Below are 24,797 nucleotides of genomic sequence, written 5' to 3' on the forward strand. Positions count from 1 at the left end.
CACGACTTGTGTGCGGCTTGAATGTGGTTTAGATGTTAACTCAGGATACTTGAAAGTAGTTAGCAGTTGATATGCTGATTCAGCATGTAACGTTAAAATGACTTTCCAATGCATTGTTTTTAGCATGCCAAACTAAATCACAAATCCCATCAGTTGGTTGAAATCCGGTTGGTATCTTGAGTAAAAGCTCGCGGATTTTATCGTGTTCAAAATTATTACACGCCTCATCCATCTGTTTCAGATAGATCTCAAGCTCTTGCCAGCTAAGCATATCTTCATGAGCAGTCATAATGCGCGGATGCGTTGTAGCTCAGACCTGCTCACCAATAAGCAACTCCTCATATAATTTTTCCCCCGGACGTAACCCTGTAATACAAATCTCAATATCACCATTAGGGTTAGATTCATCTTTAATTGTTAGACCACTTAGCTTAACCATTCGGGTAGCAAGATCATAAATGCGGACTGGATCTCCCATATCTAACACAAAAACATCACCGCCTCTCGCCATAGCGCCTGCCTGGATGACAAGTTGTGATGCCTCAGGGATAGTCATGAAATAACGAATGATATCTTTATGCGTTAAGGTTACTGGCCCACCTTGTTCAATTTGTTTTTCAAATAGCGGGACTACAGATCCTGACGACCCCAAAACATTACCAAATCTAACCATGCTGAAACATGTAACTGATTGTTCTTTAGCTAATGCTTGCAAAACTAATTCAGCGACACGCTTTGTTGCTCCCATCGTATTCGTAGGCCTCACAGCTTTATCAGTGGAAACCAAGATAAAAGTCTCAACCTGAGAAGAAATTGCTGCTTTCGCACAATAAAAAGTGCCATAGATATTATTACGCACACCTTCAACGACATTATATTCGACTAGCGGCACATGTTTATAAGCTGCTGCATGATATACAGTGTTAACATTAAAGACTCGCATAATAGTTTCCAGGCGGTGCAACTTTTGGACAGAACCCATAAGCGGAATGATCACAATATCATTATCACTTTTATTGACCGCCATTGAGAGCTCTTTTTCGATTGAATACAATGCGAACTCAGAGACCTCAAACAAAATTAAAATCTTTGGTTTTTGCGTAATAATTTGACGACAAATTTCCGAGCCAATTGATCCCCCAGCGCCTGTTACCATAACAACTTTACCACGAATATTTTTTGCTAAAAGTTGTTCGCTAGGCGCTACGGGTTCTCGACCAAGTAAATCGTCTATAGAGACTTTTTTCAAGGACATAATCTGAGCTTTGCCTTCTACCAAGTCGACCATTCCCGGTATAGACAAAACTTCACAAGGAAAATTTTCTAGATTTGTAATAACTTCTCTTCGTTTTTCAACGGATATCGACGGCATTGCCAGGAGAATTTTCTTTATCCCATAGCGAGGAATTAATTTCTCCAGACTCTTACGGGGATAAACTGTTACTCCATGAATAACTACTTTATTCAACAAAGGATTATCATCGACAAAGGCCACAGGGAAATACTCATCTACTTGTCTTAAAGCAGTTAGCAATTGTCTACCTGAAGCACCTGCGCCATAAATAATTACAGGTACTCTTCCGCGTACTGCGTAGGTGAGCATCATACGAAAGAAGAGTCTAGAACCACAAATAAACAACAAAGAAAACGCAAAGTAAATAATAGGGACAGCACGAGGAAGAAAAATATCAAAAAAATAAGCCATTGTTATTAAGAACAATGTTGAAATACACATACCAAACAAGACAGTAACAAATATTTTTGCCGTTACATATCTTAAGACTGTCCTATAAAGGCCCATTTTTATAAAGATAAAAACAGTAATGGCTATTAGACAAGCAAGTAACTTCCAGTGCTCGTAACTTGTATATGGTGCAGAAACATCCATCCGGATCCAAAAGGCACCCCAGAAAGCAATTAGCAATAAAACAAAATCTATTGCCACCATGATTATGCGTTTTATATTACGAGGCAAACTGAGCAGTTGCGTTAACATTCTTTACCACATCTAAATAGATACGAGGTGGTCAGGGAACCACCTCAAGAAGTTTATCCTATATCAACTATGAATCGTTGATGTTAGATTAATGCGTCACACAATACCTTACGTGCGACTTTACATGTTAATTCTATTTCTTCTGGCGTTAATGTCGGATGAACCAAAAACATCAAGCTGGTTTCGCCAAGCTCAACTGCGTTAACAAGCGGTGTTTGCGGGCGCCATGGGGTATTATCAAATGCTTTTTCAAGATAAATTTCTGAGCAACTACCTTGATAGCAAGGTACACCAGCAGTATTGATTTCTTCAATAATACGATCTCTACTCCACCCATTTTTCAGGCAAGACGGTTTGATGAAGATGTAATGCTTGTATTCCGCATGTTCAATGTACTCAGGTACATTAACAATCCTAACACCGGACAGATCTGCAAGCGCACTATCAATAGCTTTACCATTTTCCTGACGACGCTGAGTCCAGTCTTTCATTTTTCTAAGCTGAATGCGACCTATTGCGCCTTGCATTTCAAGCATGCGCCAGTTAGTACCGAATGATTCATGCAACCAACGAAATCCCGGTTTATGGTCCCGGTTATAAACGGCGTCATAACTTTTGCCATGATCCTTATAACTCCACATAGCAGACCACAACGTTTTATCATTCGTTGTCACCATTCCACCTTCACCGCCCGTAGTCATGATCTTATCCTGACAAAACGACCAGGCTGCAATATGCCCAATACTACCTACACTCTTACCTTTATAGCGGGCACCATGAGCCTGGGCACAGTCTTCAATAACATACAAGTTATGCTTCTGAGCCAGTTCCATAATGGGATCCATTTCAGCAGGCATACCTGCTAAATGAACAACAATAATAGCCTTTGTTTCTGGCGTCAGCACTGCGGCAATGCTTTCTGCCGTAATACATTGACTATTGAGATCTACATCGGCAAATATTGGGTTGGCACCCGCAGTTACAATGCATGAAGCAGAGGCCAGGAAGGTACGCGATGTTACGATAACATCATCTCCAGCCCCAATGTCTAAAGCCTTTAAAGCAACATCCAGTGCCAGTGTTCCATTACTCAAAGCAACGGCATACTTCGTGCCAACCCATTCAGCAAACTCTGTTTCAAAGTGACGACATTCATTACCGGTCCAATAGTTTACTTTATTGGATAATAAAACAGAGGAAACAGCTTCTGCTTCTTCCTGAGTAAATGATGGCCATGGAGAAAACAATGTATTAAGCACAATCTCATCCTTTCTTCTGTATTAATTTAGCGGGATTACCCACAACGATTGTATTAGGCTCAACATCAAATATTACATTCGTACCTGCACCAACGACGGCGTCATCTCCGATATTAATGCACTGAACTACTTGTGCCCCTACACCGATCATCACGCTCTCTCCCACTTTAACAGCACCTGATAAGTGTACTCCCGGGCATATATGCGAACCATTACTTACAACTGAATCATGATCAATGGTTGCTGCAGTGTTAACAATAACTGCATCGCCAATAGTCACAAAAGGGTTAATTGCAGCATGAGCCATAATTACGGAACCAATGCCTATTTGACTATAACGACTGATACAAGCAGTTGGATGAATAAATGATTGAAGTGGAGCATTTATCCTTTTCAATTCGTTAAACACATTAACTCTGATTTTATTATTACCTATTGCGACAATAACACCATCATAGCTATTTATATTTTCAATTAACGTAGCTAAATTTCCATTAAGTGGCCAATGTTCGTTTTTAAGCACAGAGGGCCACTGTTCATCAAAGAAAAAAACTTCATTATTACCAGATAATTCGATAATTTCTGCGACAACCTTTCCATGGCCTCCACCACCATAGACAGCAATTTTATTTTTCATCATTTCCCCTGAATGGTTCTACAGTTACGTGCCCTTCAGCAGATATACCATCTCTTTTATATGCTTTTTGAATTGTCAAAAAAAGTATCTTCAAGTCTAATAGTAATGAATGGTTATCTATATACCAAACATCTAAATCAAATTTTTCTTGCCAACTAATCGAATTACGACCATTAACTTGAGCCCATCCTGTAATACCAGGGCGAACTTCATGTCTACGCATTTGCTTTGTATTATACAAACTAAGATACTGCATTAGCAATGGACGGGGGCCAACCAAACTCATATCCCCACGCAGTACATTCCATAGCTCGGGAAGTTCGTCCAGACTCATATTTCTTAGCTTAGTACCAAAAACAGTCATCCGTTCATTATCTGGAAGTGGATTTCCATCTTTATCATAAGCATCACGCATCGTCCGAAATTTAATCATATTAAATGGTTTGCCATTTAGTCCAGGACGTTGCTGCTGAAACAGAACGGGATAACCTATTCTAGCTTTTATTTTATATGCAAGATATAATAATAACGGAGATAAAACAATTAATGCACAAAAGGAAATAATAATATCTAACAAACGTTTCATACATTAAAGCCTATTTGATATAATTCTGCTATTTGGTTGTGGAGTTATTACTGCTATCGCCATGTTTTCTAACTTAACTTTCAGCAAACCCAATGGCATTAATAATGATAAACCCAACATAATCAACCTGCATCTCATTTTTAATATTTTAAAACCGAAGACAGCAGGTTGATTACAAAACAAATGAGTTATAAGATTGGAAAATATTGATACTGACAACTATTCAAAAATAATATCAGCATAATAACGAGCTAGCTTATCATAATTTCTATTATGCAAGATCCATTCCCGACCGCTTTCCCCCATAGCATCTCTATCTTGTTTCGACATGTTTTTTAATAAAAGTATTTTCTCAACGACAGCATTTGCATTTTCAGAAGGAACGAAGAATCCTGACTCCGCTTCATTAATCATTGACTGATAACCACTGTAAGATGCGATGATTGGTCTTGCCACAACCATGTAGTCAATAATTTTATTCAATGACTGTCCATACTGCCAAACCTTAGAATCGAATGCCGATAAATAAAGAACATCAGCATTTTTTAGAACAGACTGGACCATAAGTCTTGAAACCTTTGGCATAAAACTTATATTATTGCAATGAGCATAACGCCTCATGTAATCGGATTTTAATGCGCCTTCACCTAAAATCACAAAATGGATGCTTTGATTATCCATTAGTTTTTCCGCCGCTTCGAATAAAGTATCCAAAGCATTGGTAATACCAATAGTTCCAGCATAAACCACATGGAACTTTCCATTTTTGAAATACTGCTTAACTATTTCTTCATCAACTTTTTCTTGAATAGAGAGTACATTTGGATCGAAACCCATTGGTACACAATATGTTGGTTTTTGAAAGCCTAAGATGTTATGAACATGTTCGCCCAAATTTGGCATTGTACCAACAATGACATCAGCAGTTTTGTATGCAAAACGTTCAAGTCTGGCCAGAAGCATAACAAAAGGATGTTTAGGGCTAAATCCACCTTCCTCAACTATCGTCAACGGCCAAATATCTCTGACTTCAAGTACTAGTTTACACCCATATTTTCGACGCAGCAGATATCCATTTATGATGCTAAAAAGAGATAAACTTGAAGCTATAACAACATCTGGGCGATGAAGTTCACTTTTATTAAGTTTAAACAGCAACCATTCAAAATGAAACCAACTTAATACTCTTTTAGCTGATTTTGGAATCGTGTATTTGTATGTTTTAAGCCAATAAATAACCAAATTATCTCTTTGATCTTTTTGAACAGCAGATGAGATTACTGGTACCTCACTGGCAGTATTAGAATCCGAGGCAATAACTGTGACATCAAAACCTAATTTGCCAAGTTCATTCATTAAAAACCAATCTCGACCACCGGCCGAGTTTTTGGTTTTAGCCGAAAAATACTTTGATATATACCAAATACTTTTACTCATGAAGACCTTCATATAAGCGAGGGATATTATTAATTACTTTAATAACATCAGAGAAATCCATTCCCAAAGCATCTAAATACCATCGGATATTCTCATATCTTGGCTGGTTCTCATCTTCCACAAGGGCAAGGGCTTCTTCTCTTGTAATTTGACCTTCTCTAATCTGATTGCTGCGGAATGTATCATGCTCAGTAAAGCCCGCAACTATATAATATATATAATTGTAAAATGCCGCTGTACCATCGCCAATTCGCCATGTAGTGCTTGTATCAACTGCCGTTTCCCAGTCATATTGGTTAATTAACGTATCATCAATTAATTTTTCATCCCAGCGCCAATAGTCAAAGATATGATAGTAATCTTTTTTCTCAGTAAAACTACGATAATATTCACCTGACAGCGTATCCCATAAGGAACTATTGAAATAGCCAGGACTTTGTAACATCGCTTTAAATCTAAGCTTTTGGTATTCAAGCTGCTTTTGCCAACCATGACTATAAACACGCTCTTCTGCAAAATCTGGAGGAACACCTAAAAAGCCGGATTTAAAATGCGTTACTTCGAGTGGGTTTACCCCCCAAAGATTAAGGTTAATTCCCGTTTGTCTCTTCACTGATTCAACATGACGGAAAAAATGCTTATCGCCAGCGGTAAGGATGCTGATCATACCAAGATGAGGGGATTTCAACCATGCTTTCAGGTTCATTGCTATATTACGTCTTTTTTTAGCAATATCATCAGCAACAATGATGTTTTCGACACCTAACTCAGCGCACATTCGGCTGATGTTTCGCCGTCCTAAATCAGTGACCATTCCCCAGTCGTAAGTATAAGTCACTGGTTTCATCTCCAGTTCTTTTACTATTAGATGTAAACCATAGCAACTATCACGCCCGCCCGAGAAAGGAACGATGCAATCTAACTTGCCATTACGGCGATATGGCTTAACTAATTCAAATAACTCTTCTTTTGGTTTTGGGTTATTTCTTGGCTTGTAACTGCGACAATAGTTACATACCCCATGCTCATCGAATGAAATGTAAGGCATAGTTTCAGGCAGAATACACTTCGTACAGCGGCGTAATTGCGGGTGAGGATACTCTAATAAATTAATCTCTGATTGTATTTTTACAAATTTTGGTATCAGGTTAAATTTTCGAGAGTTATCATCCTTAACAAGGATATGTTCTTCTGAAGGGATATCTAATATCACTTCCTCATTAATGATTTGTTTGATTTCATTACAGCCAAGATTAGTTAATGGGTATTGTTCAGAAGAGAAGTAAAAAGTATTGCCTTTGCTACCAACATACAGGCTACCGTTATTAGAAAACAAAATCATTTTCCCTAACTTAGGGACAACAATTGCAGTGGCCACTACCCCTTTGCATAGAGAAAGGACTTTATTTGATAAGCCTTCAAGTGAGAATTTTTCATTTATGTATTGTTCTGTGACTGCCGCGATAATCTCTGTATCAATTTCTTGACGACGATCTAATTTAAGATCTTCCCACAGAGATTCATAATTTACAACAATGCCGTTGTGGATAACGCATACGTCACCGCGAATAACTGGTTGATTATCAGAAAGGCCATTAGTAATCAGACGACTATGTCCCAGTGCAATCGTCGAGTCGGACACATTAATTCCTGACATTAATTTCTTAATATCATAGTCCGCTCGATAAACATTGTATTTATCAGCGGAATCAATTATAAGACCGCTGGAATCACGTCCTCGTTGCCTTGCATGTTCTGCGAGTAACTTAAGCTCTGATAAGATAACTTTTTGTTTTGAAATAATGCCAAAAATACCACACATATATAAACCCTATTAAACTAACGCCTGAACTATACTCACAGAAGCCTGACCACCGCCATATAATTGGTGTGGGTCTTGCACTTTCCGTCCAATGTTTCGAGTAACAGATGCGATAATTTTATCTTCATCAGCACCCACCAATTCATTGGCACCTATATTGACTAGCTCAATCCATTCTGTCTGATCACGCATTGTTACACAGGCTTTACCAAAGAAAAATGCCTCTTTCTGTACGCCGCCACTATCAGTAACAACCAGACTGCATGACTTGAGAAGCCATACCATCTCGAAATAGCCAACAGGGTCAATAATTTGAACATCAAGTCGTAAGTCTTGTTCCGCAATCAGCTTTCGAGTTCTCGGGTGCAGCGGTAAAACCACTGGTGCGATTGATGAATGCATTTTGTTTAATGCCGAAACTATTTGTGCTAAACGTTGAGGCCTATCTGTATTTTCAGCACGATGCAGCGTAGCCAGAATAAACTGTTTTGGTAAGTCAATATTGGGTTCAAGCGCATTTTGTGAAAAAAAGATTGCTGCATCTTGCATCACATCCCCTACCTGCAGGACTGTGGCTGGTTTATTTACAAAACCCTCATTATGCAAATTTTTTACTGCTGTATCCGTTGGACAAAAAAGTAAATCACTAATTTGGTCTGTAAGAATTCTATTTATTTCTTCCGGCATCTGCATATTAAAACTACGCAACCCTGCCTCGACGTGAGCTACCGGTATATGGAGTTTTGCGGCAGCCAGCGCACCTGCTAAAGTAGAGTTTGTATCTCCGAAAACTAACACTCTATCAGGTTTATTCTCTATTAATGCACGCTCAATTTCAGTCAACATCCGCCCTGTCATTTCCCCATGACAACCGCCATGTATATCAAGCTGAATATCTGGTTTTGAGATCCCTAGCTGTTTGAAAAAGATGTCAGACATATTTGCATCAAAATGCTGACCAGTGTGCAGTATAATTTCATTAAGACCCGAGGTTTGCGCAATTGCACGCGATACAACGCTAGCCTTTATAAACTGAGGGCGAGCTCCAATGATCGTCAATATTTTACTCATTTAAATTCCTTGAATATTTTGAAACTGTAGTATTGTAGACTTCAAGCATAGTCTTTATACAAGCGCTCCATGAGTAATTTTCAGCAACATGAATTTTTCCTGCATAACCCATTTCTTTACGTAAATTAGAATCCAATACCAACTTTTCTAGTGCAGCAGCAGCTGCGGAAGGATTTTCACGAGGAACGACCAGACCAGTAACACCGTTGATGGTTACTTCGGGTAAGCCTCCTGCATCCGAAACCACCACCGGTCGACCTGCAGCCCCCGCTTCAATAATTGCCACACCAAAACTCTCACTGTCCATGCGACTCAAGGCGACATAAATATCAAGGCGAGCAAGTTCTTGAGGTACATATGTATGGGGTACTTGCCCTATAAATTTGACGCTATCAGCAATCCCTAACTTTTCACTGAGCGCAATTAATTCTGTTGTTTGTTCACCGCCACCAACTAATCGTAACTCTAATTTTTTAGTATCTATTTCAGATTTAGATTGTAATGAATTTATTAAAATCGCAAAAGCCTCAATTAATGTATCTATCCCATACTTTGGCTTCATAGTTTTAACTGTGCCAATTATAATTTTATCAGTTTGTTTTTCGCCCCCAATATCAATAAATTGATAGGCGCTTAAATCAACCCCAAATGGAGTTATAGTGATATCTTTCAATTCAGGAGTTAACGTGCGGGTTTGCTCAGCCATGCAATGACTTGTAGAGACTACTCTATCAGCCGCGCGTAAATTCTTTTTTACTAACCACTTATGCAAAGGGGATTTATGCGGGAAATCATAAACATCACTTCCCCATACAGATAATATCCACGGGTGATGCCCCACTAGTCTTGCTGTAGTTCCATAGCCGCTAGCATAATGCGCATTAACAATATCAGGTTGTATTTTTTTTAATAGTTTACGGACTGCAGGCACTATGGTGAAATAACCTAACACCCCCCGAAATGGAAGAGTATATACTGAAACGGAAGGTAGAAAAGGATCAATATTTTCATGTTGAGAAATCACAAAAACTTCATGGCCAGCTTCACTTAGACCGTTTGCCCAGCGAACAGTATGGATAGATGATGCTGCTGAGAGTAATACTATCTTCATTTTTTCCCCGGTCTTGTTCTAGTGCTTAATTCGTAAATTAAATGTATAAGATATATTAAAATTGAGATTGCGAAACACCACATTTATTCTTTTAGTTAAATAACACTAAGTTAAGAACAATATTCACCTGCTTTTTGTATGTGCTTCAACATACAATATGGAAGAACAAACCCTGTAGTTTTAGAATTGTTGCATCACATAATAATTGAATTAAAATCACTCTCTTCCAGGATCTTCTCTCTTACGATTTGAATCATTTCTTTCTCTCCATGATATATGTCTGAATATTGATAGAAATAATCCTGAAAATTATTAGACTCATCGAAATAATCTAAATATTTTAGTTCTAAGGCCAGATAATCATATATTTTCGTTCCAAAATCATAATCTGGATCACGAATAATTGTGATGGCACAGAATGCGTTGTGCATTACATTATACATTTCGTATTTTGATAGTCTTCCTAGTAACTCAACATCGATATTCAGTAACTGTTTTTCTTTTAAATACCCTGCAATCCATTTATTTTCATTTACATCAGAACCTATGAGTTGAATGAGACATTTTTTGTCACCATAGCGTTCATTGATTATAGACAGTATTTTTTTAACTTTATCTTTACCATATTCAGAAAACTTGCCGGCACAAATAAATCTTCTGATATTTTCATTACTAGATAATGATTCGTTAACAAGAAGACTTTGAGCCATTAAATAGTCATCCTGTGATAACCCATTTCTCACCAAGTAAATTTTCTTCTTTGTTAATGAACTCAAATACTGTACCAAACCAGGCGTACAAGTAATAGTTGCATAACTTTTTTTAATGGCAAAGTATTCTATAAACTTAGCAAGTTTAGCCTTCTTTTTATTTGGCTCAAATACGCCGCCATAACCACTTTCAATCGCAATAGACCAACCATCCCTGAGATCTAAAATTATTTTAGCAAAGGGTAATAGAAAAATACTCCAGTTGCGAAACGGTGGCATAGTAATGAAAATATACGTCGGGTTACAGCGCACAATAGTAATTATTAGCTTTAAAAGATCTAATATTCCATCAGGCGACGCAATAATATTGACATGAAATCCTTTTCTTTTAAAGTAGTCAGAAAAGGAATTACTTCTCTCATATACAGGACTTCCTTCTGGACTTTCCGGTCTAATAATGATTATTTTCTTCATGATTACCTATGGTTTGGAGTATATATTGTGGCAAAAATAAAACATGGATTACATAATATTATTTACAGAACCCGTCTCAGTATTTACACTCTCTTTGTATATTAGGGCACAACAGAAGAAACAAAAGAATAAAAGAAAGTTAGAAATTACTGAAGAACTAATCATAGTAATCAATATGAAAGAAACGAAAACAAAAAAATTCAACATTGTACACTTTTTAATAAATAAGGAGATCATGAACATTAAAAATAAAGATAGGCCTAACCATCCCATCCAATAGCCTATCTCAACAATGAATGAGTGGGGGTTAACAGCCAATAGACTAAATTTCGCACCTAAGTGATTTACGAAAATGCCATAATCTCGAAATTTCATCGTCCCATACCCCAGACTATCCAGGTTATCGATAAAGTTGAGATACGATTCAAATCTGATACTCATTGAATTATCAGAAGAAATTCCGTTATTAAGTATGATAAATATCGTATCAACTCTTTGTTTAACCCGATTTAGAGCCTCAAAGCTATTACTGTAGTTATCGATAAGGTTATAAATTGATGCCAGGATCAATATAACAACCGGTAACAGTAATAGTACTTTCTTTTTCTTAACTTTTTTATTACAGAACCAGAAAACAATTATACTCATTGCAAATAGTAAAATTGACATTCGTGAAGCAGTTAATATTAGAATTACAAAAACCGCTATTAAGCCCAATCCTACTTTATAACCACGATAATGTTTTAGTAATAAGAAGAAAACGGCGATCATAGCAACTAAACTCGCTAGATCATTCGAATTCAAAAATGTTCCAGAAAGCATATTTTCATAATCAGCTTGATCAATGCCTGCAGTGTACTCTGCCGGAGTATTAAACCCTATTCCAGTTAACATTTTCATACTTTGCCCAATTATCACGAATAATTGGAAATAGATAAAGTAAAGGAAGAATTTATACGTAAAATTCAACCCTTCTTCGTTGTTTAAACGTCCCGCAACAATAAAGAAAAGAGGTAAGGAAAGGAAAAAGAAATTTTCCATTGAAAGTATACTAAGAACCCCCTTATCCCAAATCAAATATATTGAGGCAAGCAAACAAAAATAGGTAAGGAAAATTAATGGAACTAATTCATCTTTTTTAAGCTTTGTATTAATAAAAAGAAAATAAGCAATATACACAACTACACCAACAACTAATGGTGAAATTCGTATTATAAACATACTCGGCTGTGGAATAATAAAACTCAAAACATAAAAACAAAAAAAACAAAGCAAAAAAAACTTTGATATTAGAATATTATCCTTTAAGGGCGAATTATTATAGCGACCCACACACTTCTCCCAATTATCTAAATGCAACAGTGCGCACACTGTTCCATAAACTAGTAATTGTATTTTTAAACATATAAATACCTAGTAGCAGTAGGCATAGTGAAATCAAGACTTCAATCATGCTCCCTTTCAGACTCCATACATTAGTTAAGACATGTATGGTTAATATTGTCAGTATCAAGTAAGTTTTTCTTGTTGCAATGCCTCGCCAGACACGCTTGGAAAACTCTGTTCGCAGGACATAAAAGACAATAAAAGCCAACAGTGTAGACGTTGCAGCCCCTGACGCGCCGTAGAGAGGTACCAGTAAGTAGTTCCCTGCTAAATTGCATAACATTGCCACGACAGATGCCAACATTGAAAAGATAGTTCTTCTTGATATTGCAATTCCTACAGCTGTAACTTCAGATAGGGTATATAACAGTGGGGCAAAAAGACATATTGGTAGCAAGTATTCAATAGCTTTATATTGTGGCGGTAGCAGATATGGAACTATCCATGCAACAGCGCTACAGCCAACAATAGCAAAATATATCGCTGCCAGAACATGTTCGCCTATCTCGTCAATTTTTTCATTATCTATTTTATCTTCACTGAGCCATTTATAAACTAAAGGTGCCCAAATGGTATTAAAAATACCGGCAAAAAGTGTCGCTACAGCGGCAACGCTCATTGTTACTGAATAGATACCGAGTTCTGAAAAGCTAGAGTAATAACGCAGGAAAAATCTATCTGCTACATTCAAACCCCAAGAGGCTAAGCTGCCAAATACCAAAGGAAGTCCAAATTTAAAAAGTGAACTCATTTGATTTTTATCTACTTTTGTATTGATTGCGGGTAGCCAGTCTCGCCTTGTATTAACTAAATATACAATAAAGACTAAGCACGCTGATAATACATAAGCACTCAGAAGTTGATGTAGTGTTTTGTCTTTTCCTAATGCAACCCCTAACAGCAAAAATAAAAGAAAGAAAACTTTAGGTAATAATTGGCTCATCGAATATGCCATCGCACGTTCTTGCATACGAAGAATAAGTGATAAGAATCGAGCGATGTATTGAACAAAAAAACAGACAATCACCATAATACTAAGAAATTGACTTGATTGATCAAATATAAGTATTGAGAGCAATCTTGTATCGTATGCGGTAGCCAGTATGACTAATGCAGTCATTAATATGATGCCTGGCAGAACAACTTGCTTCAGTAGCCCTGGTTTATTCGCGCTACCATGATATTCACGAACAAAGGCCTGATCAAGTCCCAGACAAAAAACTAAGGTAGCAAGACTGGCGACGGCATTAAATATTGATATCTTTCCGACATCTTCAACCGAATAAAACCACGCTATTAAAGGAAGGCTTGCAAAACTAACTATTGCTGAGCCAATTGGCCCAATTGCATAGGCGACAATTGTTTTTTTATTCATAGGTTTTAGATCGCAAGATAGTATGGTAAATATGTAATAATTTGTCTGTCACTGCATCCTCTGAAAAATTTTGCTGGCAATACGTTCTTATTTTATTGGCATCAAGATTTTCACGATTGGCATATATCATTTCCATGCCATTACATAGTGCCGATACGGAATTTTTTTCTACCAATACGCCACTCTCATCGGTAACTATAGATTCTGGACCGCCGCATCGAGTTGCAACTACCGGCTTGCCTAAGGCTAGTGCCTCTATCAGAACTACACCAAATGTTTCATATTCACTCGATAAAACAAATGCATCAGCTTGGTTTATTTGAGTAAATACTTCATCGCGCGTGAGTGCACCTAAAAATTCAACTTTATTATCTGCATTCAGTTCAATGGCTAGTTCTTCCAACTCATTGCGACAGACGCCATCACCACCTATTTTTAACCGTATATTGTTATATTTTTTATTAAGTAGTGAAAACGCCTTAATCAGATTATCTACTCTTTTTTTCTCCGTAAGCATACATATATTTATAAAGGTAAAAATATTATCATTTTTCTCTTTTACCTCTGACGCTTCCAGAAACTTGTCAGAAACTATATTTGGCAAATAAACCCAGCTTGAGTTTGGGAAAGTACTATTTAGTAGCTCAGAAAATGGTTGACTAACAGCTAATTGTTTTCTAGCGGAACTTACCACATTCAAAAGCCTTTTCCTTTTCGATTCACTTATGAGAGATCTCGCAAAGGCTGTACTATGCTCAGTAACTATATAAGGTATATTATACTTTTTAGAAATCGCGTAGGCGAGAAAACCTGCCCTGTCGAGGGAGTGAACATGCATAACATCTGGCAGACCATACACTTTCTTGTATTCAAGAAAGAGTTTCATTCCTAACATTACCCACATTTTCTCGAACAGCCTTTCCATTCGTGGGATAACGTTTATTGCATGATATCTAAAGGTCGGTATACCTTCATCAATATTAGTATGTATGCCAAAAGGCTGTTGGAACACTTTTGCTGTTCGTAATGAACGGATGCATGGTGAAATAACACCGACTTTCACACCGCGTTTTTTTAACGCCAGAGCTTGTTCCCTAAAAAAACTCCCTCCGATATCAGAGGGAGATAATGGATACCAGGATGGGATAATTAACACATGTAACGGCTTTGACGACATCGTCATAAAATCCCTTATAAGTATCAAACAACCAGATGAATTTAAAATAAATTATTATAATGAGTTAACTAAAGCATTTACGACAAGTCGAATATCTTCTTCTGTCATATATGGATGCATTGGCAGACTAATAACTTCATCAGCAATTTGATCACCATAATGCAGTACAACACTGTCATCTGCCACTGCGGGCTGTTTGTTCAATGGAATTGGATAATGTACGGCAGTTGGAATTCCAGCCTGCTGCAGCTTTTGCTGCACGTGCGTACGATTTTTCACCAAAATTGTATACTGTGCCCACGCGCTAATATTATGTTCTTCTATATATGGAGTAGTTGTAATACCTGCATCATTAAGCAATTCACTGTAACGCTTCGCCACTTTATTGCGAAGTTGCATTTCCTCTTCAAATATCTCTAGTTTAGGTAGCAATATTGCAGCCTGGAGAGTATCAAGACGACTATTCACACCAACACGGATATGATGATAGCGACGATCCTGACCATGACGGGCTATTTGTCGAATTACTGTAGCAAGTTCGTCATCATTAGTAAAAATAGCACCACCATCCCCATAACAACCCAAAGGCTTGCTAGGGAAAAAACTAGTACAAGCCACGGTCGTTAAATTACATGACCGTTTGTTTTTATAACTTGCACCAAAACTCTGAGCAGCATCCTCAATCACAGGAATTCCGTATTTATCAGCAATAGCATTAATTGCATCGTAATCTGCACACTGGCCGTAGAGGCTGACTGGGATGATCGCTTTTGTTCTTGGGGTGATAGCTGCTTCTAATTTTTTAGGATCAAGATTATACGTTTTAGGGCAGACATCTACATACACTGGTTTAGCTCCCAGCAATGCCACCGTTTCCGCTGTCGCGATATAAGTAAATCCTGGGGTGATTACTTCATCACCCGGACCAATACCAAAAGCCATTTGCGCAATTTGTAGTGCATCTGTACCATTCGCAACACTTATGCAGTGCTTCGCACCTGTAAACTCTGCCAACTTAGTTTCAAGTTCGGCCACTTCTGGACCTAAAATATACTGACCATGTTCGAGTACTTTTTTAATTGCAGAATCGAGTTGTTCTTTAATACGATTTTGCTGCACGACTAAATCAATAAATTGCATTTCCGCACCTGATATTTTAGTGAATTAATTTTTTCTTAATTCTTTGCCGTCAAGATGATAGACACTGCCTGTATGCTGACAAGTAATACTTCCCTTACCTTCAATAGGTAAATCAAGTTGCTCGCCAAATTCACTCATCCAGCCTATTTGTTTAGCAGGTACACCGACCATTAGGGCATACGGTGGTACATCTTTATTGACTACTGCACCTGCACCGATAAAGGCATATTCACCGATCGTTACACCACAAACAATCGTGCAGTTAGCACCTAACGTTGCACCTTTATTAACAATGGTATCTCTATATTGATCTTTTCTTTCAATTAATGAACGGGGATTATACACATTGGTAAAAACCATGCTGGGACCACAAAAAACGCCCTCAGCTAAATGAACATTGTCATAAACGGATACATTGTTTTGAATCTTACAATGGTCCCCAATGGTAACTTTGTTGCCAACAAAAACATTTTGCCCTAGCGAAACTCCTTCGCCAATTTTTGCACCACCACAGACATGGGCAAAATGCCATACACGAGAGCCTGCACCAATTTGTGCTCCGTCATCAACGATAGCAGAATCATGCTTGTAATAATTCATTCCAATACTCCTGTCTGAGTGTATCAATACCTCGCGACAAATTGTTATTCATTACGAGGTATTATGATTTTAGAGAAACACTATAGACGTAGGTCCGATTCACCTAACGACAATACATGCTTAACGTCATATAAGACATGTTCTGACTTACCTAATGCACGAATAGCAGTGACGCCCATTTCTTTGGTTTCGCTATGATCAACCGCAAGAATGATAGCATCATATTTCCCTTGCTCCGGCTTTTGAATCAAATCAATACCGTACTCATGCTTCACCTCAGGGTGTGATGCCCAACTATCGTAGACATCAACGTTCATATTGAACTCTTTTAATTCCTTAATTATATCGATAATTTTAGTATTACGTACATCCGGGCAGTCACCTTTGAAGGTGAAACCCATTACTAATACTTTTGCTTCATCGATATTTATTTTCCTACGAGCCATATGCTTAACTAATTGTGTCGCGACATATTCCCCCATGCCGTCATTGATTCGACGTCCAGCCAAGATTACTTCTGGTCGGTAACCTACCTCTTGCGCTTTGTGGGTCAAATAATAGGGGTCAACACTGATACAATGTCCACCAACCAAGCCCGGTTTAAATGGCAAAAAGTTCCATTTAGTTCCAGCAGCCTTCAGTACCTCTTCTGTATCAATACCTAATCTATTAAAGATTTTCGCAAATTCATTGATAACTGCGATATTGAGATCTCTCTGAGTATTTTCTATAACTTTTGCTGCTTCAGCAACCCGAATAGAGGACGCTTTATGAGTCCCGACAGTAATAATCTGACGATATACCTGATCTACGTAATCAGCGACTTCAGTATTTGATCCTGAGGTGATTTTTACAATTGTCGTCAATCGATTAACTTTATCACCCGGGTTAATCCTCTCCGGACTATAACCTGCGAAGAAGTCTTGGTTAAAGATTAATCCAGATAATTTCTCAATAATCGGCAGACAGATTTCTTCCGTTGCCCCCGGATAAACGGTCGATTCAAAAACAACAATATCGCCCTTCTTAATAACTTTTGCTAACGTTTCTGAAGCTTTTACTAGTGGGGTAAGATCTGGTGTTTTATCATCCGTAATAGGAGTAGGAACTGTAACAATGTAAAAGTTGCATTGTTTTATATCTTCAAGGCTATCTGTGTAAGTTAAATGAATAGCTTCAGCCAATTCCTTTTCTTCACATTCCAGCGTTGAGTCTCTTCCTTCCTTCAGTTCACATACCCTATCACTTTTAATGTCAAAGCCGTACGTAGGGAATTTTTTACCAAACTCTACAGCTAACGGTAAACCGACATATCCTAAACCCACAATACCTATTTTCAAATCAGCGAGATTCATAAATAACCTATTAAATATTTAATGGCAAACCAACTTCTTTCCTATCTCTTGCAGAACGATAGATTGATATCAATAATTCGAGTGATTTTAATCCTTCACGGCCATCAGTTTCTGGCTCTGCTCTGCCGCGTAATACATCTGCAACATTTTGGAAGTAAGGGGGATGGCCAAAGCCATAAACAGATGTCGTTTCATAATTTGCCGATTCGACCTGGGCATCATAATCTTTAGGCTCCGAAAACGTCCACTCCTGAATATCGTTTACGGCTACCCCACCAATACGAACAGTCCCTTTTTCTCCCAAAATGGTAATAGACCCTTCATAGTTATTTGGATAAGTACACATCGTTACTGACATTGAACCCAACGCACCATTTCGCCACTTAATGTTAACTACCCCGGTGTCTTCAACTTCAATATCCCGGTGTGTAGAAAGCATTGAGTGAACTCTTTCAACAGGCCCTACTAACCAGTGTAATAAGTCAACATAATGCGTAGCCTGGTTCATAAACGCTCCGCCATCCATATCCCACGTTCCGGACCATTTTGCACGATCATAATATTCTTGTGGACGTGTCCAGAAAACATTCAACTGAACCATATGAATGTTGCCAAAGCGCTTCTCAGTAACAGCGCGTTTCAGCAACTGCAGCGTTGAATTGCGGCGGTTTTGCTTCACAACGAACAGCCTTACCCCGGCTTCATCGCACGCCCGAACCATTGCCAGTCCATCTTCCCATTTGGTCGCCATGGGCTTCTCAGTGATAACGTTTACGCCTGCTTTTGCAGCTTTAATCGTTTGGCTAGCATGTATCCCACTGGGAGTACAAATGGTTACCAGGTCTAACTTTTCACTTTTCAGCATATCGTCCAGTGACAAATAGCCCGGTACATTGTATTCCGCTTTATGTTTCTCTAGTACTTCAGAGTCATTATCACAGATAGCCACCAATTCATATTCATTTGATAGCTTGTCTATTGAACCAAAATGGTTTTTAGATATACGACCACATCCTACGACAGCGATTCTAATTTTTTCTTGTAATATCATAATTACTCCAATTAGATACATTGTCCGTTTTCCATAAACTATGCGAAAACGAACACTTAGATTTTGAGATATTGACTAACTATATATTTATATGATGTAAAAATCACAAAAAACGGAGAATGTTTTGCTTTCAAATTACGTTAGGATAATCTGTTGTACACAATAAAATTATTCTGACCGTTTAATACAACCCTGTGAATTGGTAGAACAGTGCAACTCTAGCAGCATAGAAGCATAGTTTTTTTAGTCCGTTACTTGTTCTTAACTCAACTTTAAAGCTAGTCAGCAAAAAAAAGACCATGTTGCATGCAATATTTGAATACTCCTTGCCAATATTCAAGTACGCTACCGCCCCTGGCTCAAAAGCTACCAGTGCACTGCTTATCACACAATTTTCCGCCTCCTTGCAGGAGGTCTAAATCTTCTCCCTAATTGTCTTACCAAATGCTACCAGAAACAAGGAAAAATCAACCCAATCCAGGATTAAACTTAGTAGGTTAACTCTTTGTTAGTGGTTGTTTTTCATAAAAAAACGACAGTAACATCCCACAGCATAAAGCATAGACACAGGGATGTTAGCTGCCGCTATTTTTTCTGGCTTACCGTCACAAAGACCTGTAAATATCTACTCGCTCAGTAGCTTCTCGATGCCCTTGCGGAACTTGGCACCTTCTTTCAGGTTACGCAGTCCATACTTCACAAAAGCCTGCATGTAGCCCAGTTTTTTACCGCAGTCGTAGCTGTCACCCGTCATCAGCATAGCGTCAACAGACTGTTTTTTCGCCAGCTCTGCAATAGCATCCGTTAACTGGATACGGCCCCAGGCGCCAGGTTGTGTATGTTCCAGTTCTGCCCAAATATCAGCAGAAAGCACATAGCGCCCTACGGCCATCAGATCGGAATCCAGCGTTTGTGGTTGATCGGGTTTCTCGATGAATTCAACAATACGGCTAACTTTACCTTCGTTGTCTAAAGGCTCTTTGGTCTGAATAACCGAGTACTCAGACAGATCGCCTTCCATACGCTTGGCCAGCACCTGACTACGCCCGGTTTCATTAAAACGAGCAACCATGGCAGCCAGGTTGTAACGCAGAGGGTCCGCACTTGCGGTATCAAGAACGACATCCGGGAGCACCACGACGAACGGGTTGTCCCCAACAATCGGGCGAGCGCAAAGGATTGAATGGCCCAGGCCGAGTAATTGCGCCTGACGAACGTTCATGATAGTGACGCCAGGAGGACAGATGGACTGCACCTCAGCTAATAACTGGCGCTTAACACGCTGCTCGAGCAACGATTCGAGTTCGTAAGAGGTGTCGAAGTGGTTCTCAACTGCGTTCTTGGACGCATGCGTTACCAGAACGATTTCTTTAATGCCAGCAGCTACAATCTCGTCGACAATGTATTGAATCATCGGCTTGTCTACGATTGGCAGCATCTCTTTCGGGATTGCCTTCGTGGCTGGCAACATGTGCATCCCGAGGCCCGCTACCGGAATAACTGCTTTCAAATTAGTCATTAAGTCATTCACCTATTCAATTGTTGCTGAATTATAGCTTTTTAGCTTGTTTTAGCCAGTATGAATTACATTGCACCGATACCGCGCATGTTACGCCGCTTATCTACAGAATGCAGTAATCTTAAGCTCAAGTAGGGTCAATTCGAGCCAGGAATGGTCGCAAAGTTACCTCCCCTGCTCCGGCAGTCGGAAATTCACCGCTTCTACATTCACCACCTGATGGTTTACCCGGTCAATGTCAACTGAACTTTGCCCGGTTTCGTTTACCGCATGGATATTCGCCAGTGATAGCAAGGTATCCTGTTTAGCCATAAATTTTCCGCGTACATCCTGGCGAAGATCAAAATGCATCTTGAGTGCGGGTCCCGTCGTGGATTGCTGCATGACCTTGATGTTGCGTAAGAAAAGGTGCTGCGGTTGGTTGTGCAACTCCAGCGTGGCGCGCTTCATCTCTAGATTAGTGATGGCCACAAAAGACGTGGCATTACCGGAGGAGATCTGGATGCCACGTAATTTGTATTCCAGTTTCGAGTTATCCAGATGAATATTATTTAACTTAAAATTTTGCGGAATGGATAAATATCGCCCTTTGATGACGCCATAGCCAATGAGCATACCTGCGCTATTCTCCATATTGATATTATCAATAACGAAATTATCACACCCATAAATCGCGACCGTCGCATTATCAATGCCCGCTTTCTTACTATAATCCGGAGTGATATTTCGCGCGGTAATATTACGGATAATAAAGTGTTTGCCGTTCTCCACATGCACTAGCTGCCGGCAGTCGGAACCGGTGATGTTCGCCACTACAAAGTTTTTTACCGCCAGTTCCTCGGGATAACTATTATCATAAGTACTCCCCGCCAGCCCGATACCGATGCCCCAGTTCACATTGCCGTTGGTACAGTTGATACGTTCGATGACATGGTCAGAAATGAGGATATTGCTGTCGTTTATCGCTACATTCCACTCGATAGCGTCCCCTTGTAAATCGCTAAAACGGCTGTTCGTGATCTTTACGCCGTCCATGCGGTTATGAAAGCCCTGACGCAGGATCCCATAATTAGCACGCGTAACGGTAATATCATCGATTGTCAGATTACGCATCAGCCTTGAGTTTTTGCCGCCAATATAGATTTGCGTTACCGGAGCAAAACCACTCATGGCAATCCCTTTTATTACGCAGTCCGACCCCCGCACATCGAGGGTAACATTCCTCAGGCTACCGCCCTGCTCACCTATCACCTTGCATCCATCCTGCAGAACAAAGCGCCCACGCCCACTGCCGCTTATGCGGCCTTGAACGGACAGCGTTTTGCCAGGTGGAATAACAATCGCAGTATTGATATTCTTACATTCCAGCCCTTGTGGTACGACTACAGTTTGCCCTTCTTCGAATGCCTGCCTGAAAGATGCGACCCAATCTTTTGGGTTGTAATCCTGAATATTGATGCGGCCAGATGATTCAAGCGCCCGACCAACGGGAGAGTGCAGCACGACAAGCGCAGAGCCTGCCGTCAGAAAAGCACGACGTGAGAGTTTTTTCTCTGACATACAACCTCGATTTACATCGTTTGCAGCAGGCTGGCTAACTGTTTATTAATCGCTAACTGATTAAATTCAGTTTCAATTTTTTCTCGCGCGCATTGCACAATCGGCTGCACCTGCTCACTGTCGAGCTGGCTGAATGCCGCCAACCGTTCAGCCAGCGCCTGGGCATCGTTTTCCGGCGCCAGCCAGCCAGATTTACCCGATTCCACCAGCTCAGGGATCCCGCTGTGAACCGTCGAAATAACCGGGATCCCCACCGCCATCGCCTCCATCAGCGCTACCGGGATCCCTTCCATATCACCATCCCTGCCGGTGATGGAAGGCAGCAGAAATACATCTGCCTGCTCAAGCATCTCCTTCACCTGATGGCTGGGTTTAAAGCCGGGCATCTCAATCACATCATCGAGTTGATATTGTTCAATCAGCGTCCGCAGACGACGCTCCCAGGGACCAATGCCAAGAATGCGATAGCGAAATAAGACGCCCTGCTCTTTCAACTGCCGACAGGCTTCGATGGCGACGTGCAGCCCTTTTTTCTCGGTTAAGCGCGCGACAGAAATAATCTCCAACGGCGCGGTTGGCGATTTCAATTGGCGGGGGGTAAAGCGCGTCATATCGATTCCCATACGCGAGACGGCAATTTTCTGCGGCGGACATCCCATGTTTTTTAACCGTCCGGCCCAGAGATTGCTGATGGGCAGCATCAAGTCACCGCGCTGAAACAACTGCTGATATTCGGGGGTATAGCGGGCCAAAACGTCCCGGTGTGAAATATCAACTCCATGAAATACCGTAGCTATTTTCCCGCGGATCATCCCAAGCTCACGCAGTTTGGCAGCCGTCACGCCTGCCGGGCCAAAGTGCGCAATAAAGACATCCGCCTGAAACGCCTGCGGATTTCCACCGCAAATAGCCGCCAAAATCAGATTGCGCGCCTCGTCGCCATAGCGAGAGGCATTCAGCGCTTTCCAGGTGGCCGCACGGGTGATGCCCTGCAATGCAGCAGCCGCCCTGAATTTCAGCTTTGCCAGTTTGCCGTCCGGTTCATTCAGCAGCCAGCGCGTTTTATCGCCCAATTGGTAGGCATTAAATGAGGCATGCGTATTTTCAAGATCGCCTTTATGCATAGCGACAATCTCCACCTCATAGCCCATATCGATAAACGCAGTGATCTGATTTAACACAAAGGTCTCTGAGGAGAGTGGAAATTTAAGCAGGAAAAAACCAATCTTCATTTTTCCCCCTCAATGCGCGTTAATACCGACTCCACCATGCGCACCCCACGTTCGCGTTCACGCATAACCGCATCCCCTACCCGTATGTTCAGTTCGGGAAGCTGTCCGAGAATATCGGCGACCTTGCCCTCCAGACTGCCATCTAAAAGATGGCGAATATCGACGGCCATTTCCGGTAATCCCAGTTGCTGCATGATCCCTGCCGACTTATGCTCGTAGTTAATAGCGATGGCTGGTGTCATAAAATTCATCGAAATGATGGCAGAGTGCAGGCGGGTGCCCACCGTCAGGTCGCATGCCCCGAGAATTTTACCCATCTCAAGGTCGTTGAGTTCATCCATGACCACGTGATAACGGGCCGGATCGTTAACATACTGACGCAGGTTCAACGCCACCATACGGTCATCTTTGTTGTAACTATCAATACCGGTACAGGTTGACAGCGCTATCACCTGGTATCCTTCAGCGAGAATGCGGTTCACTACCCCAGCAAAGGCTTGTTCATAGGCCTGTTGCGTGGTTCCCAGACGCTTATCAAAGGGCGCCAGTTCACGCAAAGTAATGGCCACAGTCTTCTGCTTTGCCGCCATGTGCAACCAGTGCTGTACGGCGTAGCCCGGCTCAAAATCCTGATGATGATTGTCGACCAGCCAGGCGGTATCCACACCTGCTTCCACTTTTTCCGTGGTTATTGCGCTACGTTTCATTAGATCCAGACTGATGGATTCTCGCAAAATCAACGCGTTACAGTGACCAAAAACGTAGTTAGCCAGTTGATTAAACTGCTCATCCTGGAATGGCCCCACGCTGTGCCCAATCATGTACAGCGGTTTTTTTGCCATAAATGAGCACAGGGCATGTTCGAACTGCGGCACACCATACAAATCGACAAAAAACGATCCGCCGACCTGGATAATGGCGTCGTAACGCGACAGTAAACGGACAAAATCGGTAAATCCCTGGGCGATAGCGATGTTGCGCAGATTACCGGAGTCCGTAACGCGCGAGAGCAACACCTGGTGCTGATAGCGACGGCGCAAGACCTTCTTCACCCGTCCCATGACGCCCGCAGCGTTGTTGTGTTGCTTCATCTGCGAATATAACGGATCGCCCATCACCGGACGGTTGAGTAACCATGAGGAGCTTACCGGGTAACGGCTCATAACATCGACTTCAGTCTCGGGACGCTGCGCGTTAATGGCATCCAGCAAACCGCGCAGAATAGCGCTATCCCCTCGGTTCCCGCAGGTATGGTTACCCAAAATTAATAGTTTCATTATGACCTCTTAAAGCGTTGTT

19 protein-coding genes and 1 pseudogene are annotated in these 24,797 nt (G+C 40.5%); all 20 read right to left on the minus strand.

Annotation, left to right across the window (positions count from 1 at the left end; genetic code table 11):
- Nucleotides 1–79: 79 nt before the first annotated feature.
- The 20 genes and pseudogenes from FDW96_RS16930 to wcaK all read right to left on the minus strand — a co-directional run bounded on the left by FDW96_RS16930 (nucleotide 80) and on the right by wcaK (nucleotide 24,775).
- Nucleotides 80–1,996, minus strand: a pseudogene (locus FDW96_RS16930) (polysaccharide biosynthesis protein).
- A gap of 83 nt (nucleotides 1,997–2,079) precedes the next feature.
- Nucleotides 2,080–3,255 (minus strand): DegT/DnrJ/EryC1/StrS aminotransferase family protein, encoded by a 1,176-nt coding sequence (locus FDW96_RS16935; protein ID WP_137365992.1) that lies wholly within the window; start codon nucleotides 3,253–3,255, stop codon nucleotides 2,080–2,082.
- Between the two features lie 4 nt (nucleotides 3,256–3,259).
- On the minus strand, nucleotides 3,260–3,895 hold the full coding sequence (locus FDW96_RS16940; protein WP_137365993.1) for an acetyltransferase: 636 nt from the start codon (nucleotides 3,893–3,895) through the stop codon (nucleotides 3,260–3,262).
- The gene (locus FDW96_RS16945) at nucleotides 3,882–4,478 is read right to left on the minus strand and encodes a sugar transferase (protein ID WP_137365994.1); all 597 of its coding nucleotides are present in this window, start codon (nucleotides 4,476–4,478) and stop codon (nucleotides 3,882–3,884) included. The genes FDW96_RS16940 and FDW96_RS16945 overlap by 14 nt, the downstream gene beginning before the upstream one ends.
- Before the next feature lie 219 nt (nucleotides 4,479–4,697).
- The gene (locus FDW96_RS16950) at nucleotides 4,698–5,915 is read right to left on the minus strand and encodes a glycosyltransferase family 4 protein (RefSeq protein WP_170974726.1); all 1,218 of its coding nucleotides are present in this window, start codon (nucleotides 5,913–5,915) and stop codon (nucleotides 4,698–4,700) included.
- Nucleotides 5,908–7,737, minus strand: coding sequence for a glucosamine 6-phosphate synthetase (locus FDW96_RS16955; RefSeq protein ID WP_137365996.1), 1,830 nt, complete (start codon nucleotides 7,735–7,737; stop codon nucleotides 5,908–5,910). Before FDW96_RS16955 ends, FDW96_RS16950 begins: the two co-directional genes overlap by 8 nt.
- Before the next feature lie 12 nt (nucleotides 7,738–7,749).
- The gene (wecB, locus tag FDW96_RS16960) at nucleotides 7,750–8,808 is read right to left on the minus strand and encodes a non-hydrolyzing UDP-N-acetylglucosamine 2-epimerase (protein ID WP_137365997.1); all 1,059 of its coding nucleotides are present in this window, start codon (nucleotides 8,806–8,808) and stop codon (nucleotides 7,750–7,752) included.
- Entirely contained in the window at nucleotides 8,801–9,919 is a 1,119-nt protein-coding gene (locus tag FDW96_RS16965; protein ID WP_137365998.1) for a glycosyltransferase, read from the minus strand. Before FDW96_RS16965 ends, wecB begins: the two co-directional genes overlap by 8 nt.
- A 194-nt stretch (nucleotides 9,920–10,113) precedes the next feature.
- Nucleotides 10,114–11,103, minus strand: coding sequence for a glycosyltransferase family 4 protein (locus FDW96_RS16970; RefSeq protein ID WP_137365999.1), 990 nt, complete (start codon nucleotides 11,101–11,103; stop codon nucleotides 10,114–10,116).
- A gap of 48 nt (nucleotides 11,104–11,151) precedes the next feature.
- Nucleotides 11,152–12,435: an O-antigen ligase gene (locus tag FDW96_RS16975; RefSeq protein WP_137366000.1), complete on the minus strand. Its 1,284-nt coding sequence runs from the start codon at nucleotides 12,433–12,435 to the stop codon at nucleotides 11,152–11,154.
- Between the two features lie 13 nt (nucleotides 12,436–12,448).
- Nucleotides 12,449–13,864 (minus strand): lipopolysaccharide biosynthesis protein, encoded by a 1,416-nt coding sequence (locus FDW96_RS16980; protein WP_137366001.1) that lies wholly within the window; start codon nucleotides 13,862–13,864, stop codon nucleotides 12,449–12,451.
- The gene (locus FDW96_RS16985; protein WP_212732923.1) at nucleotides 13,857–15,041 is read right to left on the minus strand and encodes a glycosyltransferase; all 1,185 of its coding nucleotides are present in this window, start codon (nucleotides 15,039–15,041) and stop codon (nucleotides 13,857–13,859) included. The genes FDW96_RS16980 and FDW96_RS16985 overlap by 8 nt, the downstream gene beginning before the upstream one ends.
- Before the next feature lie 54 nt (nucleotides 15,042–15,095).
- Nucleotides 15,096–16,181, minus strand: a complete 1,086-nt coding sequence (locus FDW96_RS16990; RefSeq protein WP_137366003.1) for a DegT/DnrJ/EryC1/StrS aminotransferase family protein — start codon at nucleotides 16,179–16,181, stop codon at nucleotides 15,096–15,098.
- A 24-nt stretch (nucleotides 16,182–16,205) separates the two neighbouring features.
- Nucleotides 16,206–16,781, minus strand: coding sequence for an acyltransferase (locus FDW96_RS16995; RefSeq protein ID WP_137366004.1), 576 nt, complete (start codon nucleotides 16,779–16,781; stop codon nucleotides 16,206–16,208).
- Nucleotides 16,782–16,861: 80 nt separating this feature from the next.
- A complete protein-coding gene (gene tviB, locus FDW96_RS17000; RefSeq protein WP_137366005.1) occupies nucleotides 16,862–18,136 on the minus strand; it encodes a Vi polysaccharide biosynthesis UDP-N-acetylglucosamine C-6 dehydrogenase TviB in 1,275 nt (424 codons plus the stop codon).
- A gap of 10 nt (nucleotides 18,137–18,146) precedes the next feature.
- Nucleotides 18,147–19,187, minus strand: coding sequence for a Gfo/Idh/MocA family protein (locus FDW96_RS17005; RefSeq protein ID WP_137366006.1), 1,041 nt, complete (start codon nucleotides 19,185–19,187; stop codon nucleotides 18,147–18,149).
- Between the two features lie 625 nt (nucleotides 19,188–19,812).
- Complete coding sequence (gene galF, locus FDW96_RS17010) at nucleotides 19,813–20,706, minus strand: UTP--glucose-1-phosphate uridylyltransferase GalF (RefSeq protein WP_137366007.1); 894 nt, start codon at nucleotides 20,704–20,706, stop codon at nucleotides 19,813–19,815.
- Nucleotides 20,707–20,871: 165 nt separating this feature from the next.
- Complete coding sequence (gene wcaM / locus FDW96_RS17015; RefSeq protein WP_137366008.1) at nucleotides 20,872–22,266, minus strand: colanic acid biosynthesis protein WcaM; 1,395 nt, start codon at nucleotides 22,264–22,266, stop codon at nucleotides 20,872–20,874.
- Nucleotides 22,267–22,277: 11 nt separating this feature from the next.
- Complete coding sequence (gene wcaL / locus FDW96_RS17020; RefSeq protein WP_061382014.1) at nucleotides 22,278–23,498, minus strand: colanic acid biosynthesis glycosyltransferase WcaL; 1,221 nt, start codon at nucleotides 23,496–23,498, stop codon at nucleotides 22,278–22,280.
- Complete coding sequence (wcaK, locus tag FDW96_RS17025; RefSeq protein WP_079223545.1) at nucleotides 23,495–24,775, minus strand: colanic acid biosynthesis pyruvyl transferase WcaK; 1,281 nt, start codon at nucleotides 24,773–24,775, stop codon at nucleotides 23,495–23,497. Before wcaK ends, wcaL begins: the two co-directional genes overlap by 4 nt.
- Nucleotides 24,776–24,797 lie beyond the last annotated feature (22 nt).

It is taken from the genome of Citrobacter sp. TBCS-15 (genome assembly GCF_005280815.1).
GTDB classification, from domain to species: Bacteria; Pseudomonadota; Gammaproteobacteria; order Enterobacterales; family Enterobacteriaceae; genus Citrobacter; species Citrobacter werkmanii.